11 protein-coding genes are annotated in these 14,004 nt (G+C 40.8%); 4 read left to right on the top strand and 7 right to left on the bottom strand.

The window, feature by feature from the left end:
- From ACWIB3_RS07355 to ACWIB3_RS07345, 3 genes are read left to right on the top strand one after another with little or no spacing between them, the layout of a single operon-like run.
- Entirely contained in the window at positions 1 to 2,013 is a 2,013-nt protein-coding gene (locus ACWIB3_RS07355; protein WP_454291274.1) for a urocanate hydratase, read from the top strand.
- 7 nt (positions 2,014 to 2,020) lie between these two features.
- Positions 2,021 to 3,004: a formimidoylglutamase gene (gene hutG, locus ACWIB3_RS07350; RefSeq protein ID WP_454291273.1), complete on the top strand. Its 984-nt coding sequence runs from the start codon at positions 2,021 to 2,023 to the stop codon at positions 3,002 to 3,004.
- 36 nt (positions 3,005 to 3,040) lie between these two features.
- Positions 3,041 to 3,913, top strand: coding sequence for a pirin family protein (locus ACWIB3_RS07345; RefSeq protein WP_185214136.1), 873 nt, complete (start codon positions 3,041 to 3,043; stop codon positions 3,911 to 3,913).
- A 163-nt stretch (positions 3,914 to 4,076) separates the two neighbouring features.
- On the opposite strand, the gene ACWIB3_RS07340 is transcribed toward ACWIB3_RS07345, so the two are convergent.
- The 7 genes from ACWIB3_RS07340 to ACWIB3_RS07310 form a co-directional block, all read right to left on the bottom strand.
- Entirely contained in the window at positions 4,077 to 4,907 is an 831-nt protein-coding gene (locus ACWIB3_RS07340; RefSeq protein WP_313261163.1) for a sulfurtransferase, read from the bottom strand.
- Positions 4,908 to 5,163: 256 nt separating this feature from the next.
- Positions 5,164 to 7,098 carry a 30S ribosomal protein S1 gene (rpsA, locus tag ACWIB3_RS07335; RefSeq protein WP_185214134.1) on the bottom strand — a complete coding sequence of 645 codons (1,935 nt, stop codon included), beginning with the start codon at positions 7,096 to 7,098 and terminating at the stop codon, positions 5,164 to 5,166.
- A 104-nt stretch (positions 7,099 to 7,202) separates the two neighbouring features.
- Positions 7,203 to 9,362: an ATP-binding response regulator gene (locus tag ACWIB3_RS07330; protein WP_454291272.1), complete on the bottom strand. Its 2,160-nt coding sequence runs from the start codon at positions 9,360 to 9,362 to the stop codon at positions 7,203 to 7,205.
- A gap of 82 nt (positions 9,363 to 9,444) precedes the next feature.
- On the bottom strand, positions 9,445 to 10,416 hold the full coding sequence (locus ACWIB3_RS07325) for a YihY/virulence factor BrkB family protein (RefSeq protein ID WP_185214132.1): 972 nt from the start codon (positions 10,414 to 10,416) through the stop codon (positions 9,445 to 9,447).
- Positions 10,416 to 10,826 (bottom strand): acyl-CoA thioesterase, encoded by a 411-nt coding sequence (locus ACWIB3_RS07320; RefSeq protein ID WP_185214131.1) that lies wholly within the window; start codon positions 10,824 to 10,826, stop codon positions 10,416 to 10,418. Before ACWIB3_RS07320 ends, ACWIB3_RS07325 begins: the two co-directional genes overlap by 1 nt.
- A gap of 1 nt (position 10,827) precedes the next feature.
- Positions 10,828 to 11,871, bottom strand: a complete 1,044-nt coding sequence (gene mltG / locus ACWIB3_RS07315; protein ID WP_313261164.1) for an endolytic transglycosylase MltG — start codon at positions 11,869 to 11,871, stop codon at positions 10,828 to 10,830.
- A 1-nt stretch (position 11,872) separates the two neighbouring features.
- Entirely contained in the window at positions 11,873 to 12,670 is a 798-nt protein-coding gene (locus ACWIB3_RS07310) for a PASTA domain-containing protein (protein WP_185214129.1), read from the bottom strand.
- Between the two features lie 141 nt (positions 12,671 to 12,811).
- Here ACWIB3_RS07310 and ACWIB3_RS07305 point away from each other — a divergent pair, with 141 nt between their 5' ends.
- Complete coding sequence (locus ACWIB3_RS07305; protein WP_454291271.1) at positions 12,812 to 13,819, top strand: D-alanine--D-alanine ligase; 1,008 nt, start codon at positions 12,812 to 12,814, stop codon at positions 13,817 to 13,819.
- Positions 13,820 to 14,004: the final 185 nt, after the last annotated feature.

The raw sequence follows: 14,004 nt of genomic DNA, 5'->3' as shown, positions 1-14,004 counted from the left end.
ATGATTGAAAAAGATTTTAAGGAAGCAATTATGCAAGGGATTCCTTCAGAATTACCTGCAAAAGCTAATCTCGATAATAAAGTAAGCCATGCTCCAAAACGTAAGGCTATACTAAGCCCTGAAGAAGAAAAGTTAGCCATCCGAAATGCATTGCGTTATTTTCCTAAAGTGTGGCATAATGAATTGGCCGCTGAGTTTTTAAAGGAACTAAGAACATACGGACGTATCTATATGTACCGTTTCAGGCCTCAATATGAAATGTATGCAAGGCCAATTTCTGCCTACCCAGCAAAAAGTCAGCAAGCTGCAGCCATTATGCTGATGATCCAGAACAATTTGGACCCTGCTGTAGCGCAGCATCCCCACGAACTGATTACTTATGGTGGTAATGGAGCGGTTTTCCAAAACTGGGCTCAATACCTGTTGACCATGAAATATCTGTCCCAGATGACTGAACAGCAAACCCTGCACATGTATTCAGGACATCCTATGGGACTTTTTCCATCGTCCGAAAATGCCCCGCGGGTGGTCGTGACGAACGGTATGATGATCCCGAACTATTCGAAACCTGATGATTGGGAAAGATTCAATGCGCTAGGGGTAACCCAATATGGGCAAATGACTGCAGGTTCATATATGTATATCGGACCACAGGGGATAGTTCATGGAACTACAATTACAGTGATGAATGCCTTCAGGAAGCATCTTCCTGAAGGAGAAACGATACAAGGGAAAGTTTTTGTCACATCTGGATTGGGCGGAATGAGTGGTGCGCAACCCAAAGCAGGAAACATTGCAGGCTGTATCACCGTATGTGCTGAGGTCAATCCTGCAGCAGCAAGGAAGAGGCATGCACAAGGTTGGGTGGATTTATTGGTAGAAGATATGGACGGTCTTATCCTAGCGGTAAAAGCTGCAATGGCCCAAAAGGAAGTGGTATCAATCGCCTATATCGGAAACATCGTTGATGTATGGGAACAATTTGATAAGCAGAATATCCCAGTTACCGTTGGCTCTGACCAAACCTCTTTGCACAATCCTTGGTCGGGAGGATACTATCCTGTTGATCTGAGTTTCGAAGAATCAAATGATCTCATCGCAAATAACCCTGAACAATTTAAAAAGGAAGTCCAACGGACTTTAGTTCGGCATGCAGACGCAATCAATAGACATGCGGCAAAAGGAACCTATTTCTTTGATTATGGAAATGCTTTCCTTTTGGAGGCAAGTCGTGCTGGTGCAGAGGTAATGGCTTCAAACGGAATTGATTTTAGATATCCCTCCTATGTTCAGGATATCCTTGGTCCAATGTGTTTTGACTATGGGTTTGGACCTTTCAGATGGGTTTGTACATCAGGTAAACCTGAAGATCTCCGATTGACCGATCAGTTAGCTTTGGAAGTGATGAAAGAACTTCAAAAAGCGGCTTCATCTGAGATTTATCAACAGATGGAAGATAACATAAAATGGATATCTGAAGCTGAAAACAATAAATTGGTTGTGGGCTCCCAAGCTCGTATCCTCTATGCTGATGCCTTGGGAAGAATGAAGATTGCTGAAGCCTTCAATCAGGCGGTTGCAGATGGTCGATTGTCGGCTCCTGTTGTTTTAGGTCGCGACCATCATGATGTAAGCGGAACTGATTCGCCTTATCGTGAAACCAGTAATATCTATGACGGTAGTAAATTTACTGCAGATATGGCCATCCATAACGTAATTGGAGATAGTTTCCGTGGTGCCACATGGGTTTCCATCCACAACGGTGGCGGTGTAGGCTGGGGAGAAGTAATCAATGGTGGTTTTGGAATGGTCTTGGACGGTTCGGAAGCCAGTGATCGCAAATTGAAACAAATGCTTTTCTTTGATGTCAATAATGGAATTGCAAGGAGAGCCTGGGCAAGAAACAAGGAAGCGATTAGTGCCATTGAAACAGAATTAGAAAGGACATCTACCTTGAAAGTCACCAAGGCCGAACTCGTGGATGACCAATTAATTGATAACCTTTTTGAATAAACCTTTTATGGAAGCATTTGGGAATGTATGCTATAAACCCGCTGAACAACAAAATTGGTCAGGAAGAATCGATGGTGATACAGCGGAAAACCTTCGTTGGCACCAGTTGATCACTTGTGTTGATCTGAATGCAGTGACCCTATCACTTGACAAACATATTGTTTTCTTAGGTTTCTGCTGTGATGAAGGTGTAAGAAGGAACCAAGGACGAATAGGAGCAAAGGATGCTCCTGCAGCCTTAAGAAAGGTTCTTGCTGGACTTCCTAGCCATATGCAGGCTGCCATTAAAATAGCTGATGCAGGTGATGTATTCTGTTCAGCAGAAGATTTAGAAGCAGCGCAAAATGAACTTGCAAAAAGAGTAGCGCAGATTTTAGATAAGGGAGGTTTCCCTGTGGTACTGGGCGGAGGACATGAAGTGACCTATGGACATTTTAATGGACTGAAAAGCCATAGTAAAACCAAAAAGATTGGTGTAATCAATCTGGATGCACATTTCGATATCCGACCTTTAGTAAATGATCAAGGAAACTCAGGGACTGGATTCTATCAGATTTTTGAGGATGCCGAACAGGAAGGCTTTGAAGCTCGTTATTTAGCTCTTGGGATACAAGATATCAGTAATACCCAGGCCCTGTTCAATTATGCAAAGGATAAGGGTGTACAGGTCATCAAAGGAGAAGAAATCTTTCCTGAAAATATCGATAGGTTGATTTCCCAAATCCAAGGGTTTGCGAATGACTCCGATGACATCTACCTTACGGTGGATATGGATGTATTCGCTGCTGCATATGCCCCAGGGGTAAGCGCACCAGCTTTCCATGGCATTGTTCCAGACCATAACTTCCACAAAATATTCCAATCCCTTTTGCAGCTCCCAAGTATAAAGTCCATTGACTTTGCTGAAATAAATCCCCTTTATGATATTGACAATAGGACGACAAAATTGGCTGCTGATCTGATTTTTCGCCTAGTGAATAATAAACGATAATATGTAACTTTAAAGAAACATAAAAAAAGGAAACATATGTCGAATATAGATTTCATTAGAGAAGAGACAGCAGCGAACATCGGCAACTTTATGGTAGGTAGGTTACTGCCTTTCCGTCAAAAACGTTCTATAGGACCCTTTGTTTTTATTGACCATATGGGGCCAGCCTGTTTGGCAGACCATGAGAACTTAGATGTCGGTCCACACCCGCATATTGGTTTATCCACTTTGACTTATTTGTTTGATGGTTCTATTTTCCATCGGGACAGCCTCGGTACAGCCATGGAGATCAAACCAGGGGCTGTTAACTGGATGACCGCCGGAAAAGGGGTAGTCCACTCAGAAAGGACTCCCGAATACCTACGCCAAAAGGATAAGTTCCTCCATGGTCTTCAGATTTGGGTAGCCCTTCCAAAGGACCTCGAATTTATGGACCCTGAATTCCACCATACCGAAGCTAGCGATATTCCTACTTGGAAAGATGCAGATGTTTCCTACAAGCTGATAGCTGGTGAAGCATTCGGAAAGAAATCACCCGTTCCTGTCTATAGCAAACTCTATATGATTGAGGTCAAGGCTGAGAAAGATTCCTTAATTGATATAAGAGGGGAGCTGTATGGTGAGAGCGGACTGTATATCCTAGAAGGGGAGGTCGATAGCAATGGCTTTACATATGGACCTAAACAGATCCTGATCACCCTAGATGCACATCTATGTACCTTTGAAATGAAAGCCGGATCTACCGTCTATATCTTCGGAGGCGAACCCTTCCCTGAAGAACGCTTTATCTCCTGGAATTTTGTAGCCAGTGATAAATCCACCATCGATGAAGCCAAAGAAAAATGGATCAACCATGAATTCCCTAAAGTACCTGGTGATGATGGTTATGTGCCACTACCTGTTAGGTAGTATTTAGTATTAAGTATTTAGTATTTAGACCTATTTCGCCGAACCTATCTAAATACTAAATATTACTTTTAAATTCTTGAAATGTAATTCTTCAAAATCCTAGGCGACAATACAGGAAAGTCTAAATACTAAATACTATATACTAAATACTATATACTAAATACTATATACTAACCAATGTATTCTCATCAGCGCCCCATTCGCTCCAGGACCCATCAAAAATAGTTACATAGTCATTTCCTAGTTCATAGGCAGCCAAAGCAATGATTGCTGCCGATACGCCTGAGCCGCAGGTAAAGATATTTTGCTTAGCGGAATCGATCTTCCCTTCAAACAGTCGCTGTAGTTCTTCCTTCTCCTGATATTTTATGCCATCGAGTACCAGGTCAAAGGGTAGGTTCTTTGATCCGGGGATATGCCCTGAACGCAATCCAGGTCTCGGTTCTGGAGCAGTTCCATGGAACCTTCCAGAAGATCTCGCGTCGGTAATGCTGATATCATCATCGCCTAGGCGCTCCACCAGTTCATCTTTCGAGATGAACCATTCATAATTTGGCTTCGCTTTAAAGTTGCCTAAGGCCACAGCTTCAGTATATTGATGTTCGATGGGCAATCCTGCCGCTTTCCAGGCCGGCAGTCCACCGTTCAGCACATAAACCTTATCCAAGCCCATATACCTCAACATCCACCAAGCACGCGGACTTGAATAGACCCCCCAGCGATCATAGATGATCAATGTCGAATCCTGATTGATGCCTAACTTCTGTACTTCCTTGCTGAATTGCTGTGCCGAAAGCATCGTATGTGGAAATGGACTATGATGATCTGAAAACGCACCTTCGATATCCAAAAACAAACTGTTGGGCAACAGTTCCAGATTATCGTTGTCCATCTTCTGGTTGACCTTGTCGATGGTCGCATCCAAGACTATGGCATTCTCCTCATTGATCAATTTGAGGGCCTCATCGGTACTGATTAATGCTGCTGTTCTCATGGGTATATAGATATGAGATATGAGTATTGAGATATTAAACTTCTTAAGTTAAAGATATGCAAAATGTAATAAGACTTGGAACATCTACATCTAATCTTTTACATTCACTAATCTCACAACCTAAATCCCTTATGCTACATTCAAGAAATAAAATTTTTCCAATATCTCACATCTCATATCTCCCATCTCAAATCTATAAACAAAAAAAGCCCCGATTGTAAAATCGGGGCTTCGAAGTATTTAGAGTAATCTAAAATTATTTAGATTTTTTCTCGTCGTCTTCCATTTGCTCTTTCAATTGAGCTAATACGTCAAGATCACCTAGAGTTGATTTCTCAACTGAATCTTTAACTTTTTTCACTGCTGCGTTAGCAGTTTTAGCTTCTTTTTTACGAGCGTTGAACTCTTCGATACGAGCTTCAGCTTTAGCATCTTCCCAAATACGAGAGTGAGAAATCACTAGACGTTTGTTTTCTTTGTTGAATTCAATGATTTTGAATTCAGCAACTTCGTCAACTTTCAATGCTGAACCGTCTTCTTTTACAGAGTGTTTGTTAGGGCAGAATCCTTCAACACCATATTGTAAAGCTACGATATCACCTTTGTCACCAACTTTGATTACAGTACCTTCGTGAACTGAACCTTCAGTGAAGATCGTTTCGAAAGTATCCCAAGGGTTTTCCTCTAATTGTTTGTGACCTAAAGAAAGCTTGCGGTTTTCTTCGTCTAATTCTAATACCACAACCTCTAATCTTTCACCAACTTTAGTGAATTCGTTAGGGTGGTTAACTTTCTTAGACCATGAAAGGTCAGAGATGTGAATTAAACCATCGATTCCGTCTTCTAACTCAACGAATACACCGAAGTTAGTCATGTTCTTAACAACTGCTGATTGTTTTGAACCAACTGGGTAACGTTCAGTGATGTTCTGCCAAGGATCTGGAGTCAATTGTTTGATACCTAAGCTCATTTTGCGCTCTTCACGGTCCAAAGTCAAGATTTCAGCTTCGATTTCGTCACCTACTTTCAAGAATTCTTGTGGAGAACGTAAGTTTTGAGACCAAGACATTTCAGAAACGTGGATTAATCCTTCTACTCCTGGGATGATTTCTAAGAAAGCACCGTAGTCAGCTACAGTAACGATCTTACCTTTTACTTTAGAACCGATTTCTAAGTTCTTGTCTAAAGATTCCCAAGGGTGCTCTGAAAGTTGTTTCAAACCTAATGCAATACGTTTTTTCTCGTCATCAAAGTCAAGAACTACAACGTTGATAGTTTGGTCTAAAGCCAACACCTCTTTTGGATGCTCGATACGGCCCCAAGAGATGTCTGTAATGTGAAGTAATCCGTCAACACCACCCAAGTCGATGAACACACCGAAGTCAGTGATGTTTTTAACAGTACCTTCCAATACTTGTCCTTTTTCCAATTTCGCAACGATCTCTGATTTTTGGTTTTCCAAATCGTCTTCGATCAATACTTTGTGTGATACAACTACGTTTTTGAACTCATGGTTGATCTTAACAACTTTGAACTCCATAGTTTTACCTACGTAAACATCATAGTCACGGATAGGTTTGATATCAATTTGAGATCCTGGTAAGAATGCCTCAACACCTTTGATGTCTACAATTAAACCACCTTTTGTACGTGATTTAACAAAACCATCGATAACTTTGTCGTTCTCCAAAGCCTCGTTGATCTCTTCCCAAGATTTTTGTGTTTTAGCACGTTTGCGTGATAATACCAATTGACCATTTGCATCCTCTTGCGATTCAACAAATACATCAACCGTATCACCGATTTTTAAGTCAGGTAAGTCACGGAACTCAGATAATGCTACTAGACCGTCTGATTTGAAACCGATGTTTAAAACAACATCTTTGTTATTGATAGATACAACGATACCTTCAATAATCTCACCTTGATTGATTTGGTTGAATGTGCCAGCGTACTGCTCTTCTAGTTTAGTACGTTCCGCATCACTGTAGTTACCAAAAGCTTTTTCATCAAGATCCCAGTCGAAGTCTCCTGATGGAGTACTCCAAGTGTTTGATTTAATCTCATCGATTAAATTTGAATCTGCCTCAGACTCAATCTTTTCAGTGTCCTTCACAACTTTTGTGTCAGCACCTTGTAGCTCTGCATTTTTTGCCGCTAACTCTTTTTCTGCTTCTTGTTTTTTTGCCATTAATTAATAATCTCCTTTTCCCTACAATGTAGGGATTGCAAAGATACGAAAAACTTTTATTTACAAGAGTTTAGATGTAAAAAAGTTTAAAAAGATTGAAAAGTTTAGGATTCTTGACGTAACTCGTCGCTGTCCTCAAAGATAGGATAGATCGTTTTTACAATCACTTCGGTCAGTTTCCGCTCGTTAAATGGCTTGATCAAAATTCCGTCAAATAAGACCTGTCTCTCCTTTTCCAGCTTCTTAACCTGCTCATTATCAGAAGATGTAGCTATTATTTTAACCGAGTTGTAGGCAGGGTTCGCCCTTACGGTAGCCAATAATTCGTCACCGGTCATCACCGGCATGTTGATATCGGTAACAACAACGTCAATCGGAAACCTGCTCAATATCTCTAAGGCCTCTTTTCCGTTGGTTGCTGTCTTAACATGGGTATGTAACGAGAAGAACTGCTTTAAATACAGTAAATTCAAGGCGTTATCATCCACGATTAGCCAACTTAGATCCTTGGAAAAATCGCTGATTTTCTCAATGTTCAACGATGTCTTCCGACGGAATTTCGGCTCAGGAATAGGGATCTCTACCTTAAAGGTGGTGCCTTGACCGGCATTCGTTTTAAAGTTTATCTTTCCTTTTAATGTGCTGACAATATTTTTGGTGATATATAGCCCTAATCCAACGCCACCTTCTACCTTATTGGACTTATTGACCGTATAGTATTTCTTGAAGATGTTCTTCTTTAGGGCATCAGGGATTCCCTGGCCTTGATCCGATACCTTAAATATCAGGTTGCTCTGGTCATCTACGATCGCGCTAGCCACCACCTTTCCACCATTCGAGTATTTGATCGCGTTGCTCACCAGGTTGCTCATGATCTGGCGGACCTTAAATTCATCCGAGAAAATCACCGTTGGCTGATTTTTGTCCAGCTCATACGCCAATTCTATCCCTTTCATTTCGGCATGGTTGCGATGGGTTTCCACCACATCGATCAGCAGGTCAACGAAATCAAAGTGAATGGCCTCAATGCTGTTCTGTTGGTCTATTTTGCTCAGGTTCAGGATATCATTGATGGTTTTGGAGGTCGCCGTAATATTTGTATAGGCCGATTCCAACAAGTGGATGTCGTTGGCCTGATAAAGGTCCTTGCGGCTCTTCAATAGGTCCACAATGCCGATCAGCGAATTGATAGGGGTCCGGATTTCATGGGTAATTTCCGCCAGGATATCTGTTTTCTGTTCTGCCAATTTGGAGGCGTAAACGCGTTCATCCAATAATTTACGCTCATAGTAGTTGGTAAAGAATTGGTAGTAAACCAAGATACAGATCACGATAAAGACAAAGGTCAGGGATATAATGATCTGCCATTTGAAGGTATCGGTCCTAGCGATTAAGATGCTCAACTCATGGTCGGTCTTGTCTCTTTGGATCTGTATGCGCTCTTCATGGATGATCCTGATCAACTGATTGGCAGAGTGCAATAGGGTAAAATTATCTGCCAAAAGAGACCTTTCATTTTTCCGGATATCGGTCAGGGTTTGTTTCAGTTCTTTCAGCCTGTTCTCCGCTTGCGTATTGCCTTGTTTAATGATGTTTTTCAGGTTCGCGTTCTGCTCAGTTACCTGTTGGGTATGCGTAGGCGTACCTGTTTCCACCGTAATGGTATCATCTCCTTTTTGGAAGATCCGCTTTAACAATGATTTCTTCTTGACTACGACTTTCTTCGGCTCATTGGCAACGATCGGTGCAGGTTCCTTAGGACGTGGGATGCTGATGTTCGTTTCATTGTTCGCTTGGATATTAAAGGTCTTCAGGGTCTCTGAAGCGACCAAGATAGAATCCAATTTGCTGTTCAACTGACTGTATTTAGGCAGGAGGTCTTCCAGCTTGCGACCATGGTAATTTTTATCACTAAATGTTTTGGACTCCTCACTTCGTACTTTGATCAATGAATCGACCGCCGACTTTAAGGTTATCAGTTTAGAACGGTAGGAATTATAGTCATTGATATTATAGGTAATGGAGAATAACCTGAAATGGTCTTCTGCCTCGCTGAATATGGTCAGTAATTCTGTAAAGTTATTTTGGTCACTGTTTACAGAAGTGTAAATATTCTGGATTTTGTTCTGTATGCTCTTGTACTGTATATAGGAGAAGATAAAAAAGACAACAAAAGTGATGAACAATACAATTATTGAACTCAACAGGATATTTCTGACGTTCTGGTTCCGCTTGTTCCGCTTTTGTAAATCCTTGTCTTCCATCGGTAAGTTTTTCCGGTCTAATCGTTGATCTGAGCTAACAAAATACTCAATACGATTACAATAATAATAAATTTATAATAAATTAAATTTTGTTTGGTTTAAATGAGTTGTATACTCGCGGCTTAACAATTTTAATGCTTTGCTTTGAAAGCGCAATACTGGCATTTAATTCGAAACCTATGATCAAGATCAGGGCGTTGATGTACATCCAGATCATCACGACGATCAATGTTCCGATAGAACCGTATAATTTGTTGTACGCACCGAAGTTATTGATATAGAAGGTAAAAAATGAAAAAGACAACATGGCCAATATCGTAGCCAAGGTTGCACCGGGCGTAAATAGCTTCCATTTTTTTGTCGAACTTGGTCCAAACTTATAAATAAGGCTCACTGTAAAAAAATAGATACCAAATAAAATAATCCATTGTGCAACTTTAATGGCAAATGCCCAAAACCATTTCAGGTCATAATCGATATGGGTTTTCAGGTAATTGATCAGGTAGTTTGAACCGGCATAAAGTGCAATTCCTACGGCAAGGGCCAATACGATGGCAAGGGATAGGGCTAGGGCTACAATTCGTCTTTGAAACCAAGTTCTGGACTCTTTGGATAAGGATGCTTTATTAAAGCTCATCATCAATGTCGTCATACCATTGGTCGCAAAAAATGTACAGAGTACAAAACCGGCAGATAACAAGCCACTGTTCTGTCTCTTGATGATATCTTCTAAGGTAGTTTCCAGGATTTCGTATGCATTGTTTGGCAGAGCCAACTGGATCAGTTCCATCAATTGTTCCTGAAAATTGTCCACAGGAATGTAAGGGATCAGCGTAAAAAGGAAAATGATTCCAGGAAATACCGCCAACATAAAGTTGTAGGCTAGGGAAGAGGCTTTATTGATGATGGATTCCCGAGCGATCTCCTGAAAGAAAAATACCATGACAGTATAGAGCGGTAATTTTCCAAATCCCGGTAAGGTGGCTGATTTGGTCCACTCGATAAATCTGTCATACGGCTTAACGTACAGAAGATGTTGGTGAATTTTTTTCATTATTCTCCAAAAAATGGAGCCATCTTATCCATGAAAATCTGTGGAGGTTTGCAAGGCCTGTTTCGTTCCATATCAACAAATACCAGTTGGGTAGAACCTGTATTCAACAGCTCTCCAGATTCATTAAACAGCTCATATTCAAATTTAATCCTTATTCCTGGTTTTTCTCTAATATAAATATTTATGGTTACTAAATCATCATATTTCGCTGCTTTGTTGAATTTGCAGCTCAATTCGATCACAGGCAACATCACGCCCATTTCCTCGAGCTGTTTATAGGAAATCCCCGTGCTCCTTAACATTTCGGTACGGGCAACTTCATAATAGGTCGCATAGTTTCCATAATAGACATAACCCATATTGTCTGTCTCTGCGTAACGAACCCTGATCTGATGCTGATAATGAAACATACTATTTCTTGATATTTCTGGCGTCTAAAGCTTTTTGGAATTTACGCGCATTGATCAAATGTTCAGCAACTGTTTCCGCATATAAATGGTATCCTGAAAAATCATCCTTCGCACACATATAGATATAGGGGTGATGGTCATAATTCAATACCGCATCGATAGAGGCGATACTTGGCATCATGATCGGTCCCGGAGGAAGGCCTTTGAAACGATAAGTGTTATATGGATTGTCAATGGTCAGGTGCCTGTTCAATACCCTACGGATAGTAAAGTCATTATTGGCAAAGATCACCGTAGGATCCGCCTGCAATAGCATCCCTTTCTTCAATCTATTGATATAAAGACCTGCAATTTTTGGCATTTCATCCACATGCAGGGCTTCACCTTTTACAATAGAAGCTAAGGTGCTCACCTCTTGTATGGTCATTCCCAAAGAATCTGCCTTTGCTTTCCGCTCAGCATTCCAGAACTTCTCATATTCCTTCGAAAAACGATCGATGATCTCCTCAGGCTTGGTGTTCCAATAGATTTCATACGTATTTGGAATGAACATGCTGAAGAAATTCTCTTTATTGAAACCATATCTCTCTGCTAACTTCTCATCATTCAGCAGATTGATGAAAGTCAGGGAATCCGCTTCAAAATCTCTACCCAGCAATCCAGCAAAATCCTGTCTCAATCGTATATTCTGAAACCTGAACTTTACAGCATCCTGATAACCGCCACGCAAGTTCCCGATCAATCGGCGATTGCTCATATCTTTCGATATTTTGTAGCGGCCCGCCTTAATGCCGGTGCTTTCCAGATCCATAGCTTTCGCCACATACTTGAAATAGGTTGGGTTTTTTACAATACCTTCCGACTCGATCCTGGAGATCACACTCGCATAAGGTTCATCGGTTTTTACGTAGAAGTAATCCTTATCGCTGGCAATACTTGGTGCCATAAACGCCTGATATCCTACCCATCCAGCGACCAATACTATCAATAAGATAATGATAAGTACAATCCCTAATCCTTTTCTTTTATTTCTGTTCTCAGCCATGTTATGGGTTTTGTGGAATAGTAGGTGTTGGAGTTGGTTCTGCCGGTTTACCTAAGGTAACATGGATGGCATTGCCAATGGAAATAATCTTCGCACTCGTATCTGGGTTTTGTTTTACGACCACTGATCCTAAAGTATCATTTGAGTTCCCATCAAAAGAAACAGAACCCAAGGTCAAGCCTTTTCCTGCCAGTGCAAATTTGGCCTCAGTCAGGTTCAATCCAATCAATACAGGGATTTCAACCTCATCGTCTCCGCGACCATTACCTAAGATCAAGCTGATTTTGGATCCTTTAGGAACCATACGTCCCGGTCGGATCGGTTGGCCGGCAAATTTTACATCCAATACCACATCTCTAGCGATGTCATTCCTATAGACGGTATCCGCAATCTTTAAAGAATGGTTCTTTAAGATAGCAGATGCCTCGATAAATGTTTTATCAATAACTTCTGGGAAGGCAATTTCAGGTGCAGACTGGGTAATGATGGTCAAATAAATCGTACGACCACCTTTTACATGCGTCTTAGGGTCAGGATCCTGGTCGATCACCAATCCTGGTTTCGCATCCATTTGGTAGATGGAATCGATTTCCACCTCTAATCCTGCCTTGTCCAATACGTTCAAAGCTTCACTGATGTTCAAGCCTTTCAATAGAGGAACCTCTTGAGAATCACCATGCTTAGTGTAGATCTTTAATCCGAAATAAACTAAAATAAAAAGAATGACAATGAAAATGAGCCCTGCAATTAAGTTTTTCCTGAAAGCACTCGTTCTCAAGTATAAAAAGAACTTCGACATCTATTAATGTGTTTTTTTTGAATATCCTATTAACAATATTAATTCCAATTTTACAAATTCCCGCAAATACTGCTAATATAAAGGCAAAAATATTCGTTTTTCCTCGTATCTCAAATTATATTTGCTTCTCGATTATTACATATGAAAACTAAAGTAGCATTAATTACGGGTGGTTATACTGGAGAGGCTGAAATTTCCTATAAAAGTTCAGCGTTTGTTTATTCCCAAATCGATAAAGAAAAATACGATGTGTATCTTATTGATATTACATTGCATAGCTGGGCCTATACGGATGAGAACGGCCAAAAACACGAAATTGATCGTCAAGATTTCTCTTTGAACATAAATAACGAAAAGCTACGTTTTGACGTGGCCTTTATCATTTTGCACGGTAGCCCGGGCGAGGATGGAAGGTTACAAGGTTATTTAGATATGGTTGGATTGCCTTATACTTCTTGTGGCGCTTTGACCTCATCCTTGACCATGAACAAGGGTTATACCAAGGCTATTATCCAGGACATTGCAGAATTGAACGTCGCAAAATCGGTTCTTTTATTTGATATCGACAGACCAAAGGCATTCGACCTGGTCAAAGAAAAATTAACTCTTCCCTTATTTGTAAAACCAAATGCTGGAGGTAGCAGTATCGGAATGAACAAGGTCAATACTTGGGAGGAACTTCCTAAGGCCTTAGATGAAGCATATGATGCAGAAGGAACCGGTATGCAAGTTTTGGTCGAAGAGTTTGTTAAAGGTAGAGAATTCTCCCAAGGGATCTTTAGGGACTCCAAAGGAGAGCTTCAGGTGCTTCCGGCAACAGAGGTGATCACGACCAGGGAATTCTTTGACTTTGAAGCCAAATACACACCAGGGTTGACCCAAGAGATCACACCTGCCGACCTTAACAAAGAACAAAAGGATAGGGCAGATGCCATTATCCGTGAAGTTTATGTCCGATTGAATTGTAAAGGTATGGTCCGTGTGGATTTCTTTATCCAAAATGACACCGATAAATTCTATTTTATTGAGATCAATACCATTCCTGGTCAAACTGCACAAAGCTTTATTCCGCAACAGGTCCGAGCAGATGGCCGTACAGAAACCGCTTTCTATTCCGAATTGATCGAGGCAGCGAATAACGATATTTAAAAGATAATTAACATAAGAAAGGCAATGAACTAATATTCTTTGCCTTTCTTTATGGTTCACCACCAATATTATTCCTGGCCTAAAAAATCCCTCCTGCTTACTTCCGTTTCCTCTTTTTCTTCTTGTCACTTTCTCTTGGTCTCATTCGGGTCTCATTCGAGAATGATTCGAGTAATTAAGGTATA

It is taken from the genome of Sphingobacterium sp. NPDC055431 (assembly GCF_053644255.1).
The sequence above is the reverse complement of the archived record's forward strand: the minus strand, read 5'-3'. Positions and strand labels throughout refer to the sequence as shown.

Coding starts and splice junctions, on each gene's coding strand:
- ACWIB3_RS07355 (WP_454291274.1), top strand. CDS start 1: ATGATTGAAAAAGATTTTAAGGAAGCAATTATGCAAGGGATTCCTTCA.
- hutG (WP_454291273.1), top strand. CDS start 2,021: ATGGAAGCATTTGGGAATGTATGCTATAAACCCGCTGAACAACAAAAT.
- ACWIB3_RS07345 (WP_185214136.1), top strand. CDS start 3,041: ATGTCGAATATAGATTTCATTAGAGAAGAGACAGCAGCGAACATCGGC.
- ACWIB3_RS07340 (WP_313261163.1), bottom strand. CDS start 4,907: ATGAGAACAGCAGCATTAATCAGTACCGATGAGGCCCTCAAATTGATC.
- rpsA (WP_185214134.1), bottom strand. CDS start 7,098: ATGGCAAAAAAACAAGAAGCAGAAAAAGAGTTAGCGGCAAAAAATGCA.
- ACWIB3_RS07330 (WP_454291272.1), bottom strand. CDS start 9,362: ATGGAAGACAAGGATTTACAAAAGCGGAACAAGCGGAACCAGAACGTC.
- ACWIB3_RS07325 (WP_185214132.1), bottom strand. CDS start 10,416: ATGAAAAAAATTCACCAACATCTTCTGTACGTTAAGCCGTATGACAGA.
- ACWIB3_RS07320 (WP_185214131.1), bottom strand. CDS start 10,826: ATGTTTCATTATCAGCATCAGATCAGGGTTCGTTACGCAGAGACAGAC.
- mltG (WP_313261164.1), bottom strand. CDS start 11,871: ATGGCTGAGAACAGAAATAAAAGAAAAGGATTAGGGATTGTACTTATC.
- ACWIB3_RS07310 (WP_185214129.1), bottom strand. CDS start 12,670: ATGTCGAAGTTCTTTTTATACTTGAGAACGAGTGCTTTCAGGAAAAAC.
- ACWIB3_RS07305 (WP_454291271.1), top strand. CDS start 12,812: ATGAAAACTAAAGTAGCATTAATTACGGGTGGTTATACTGGAGAGGCT.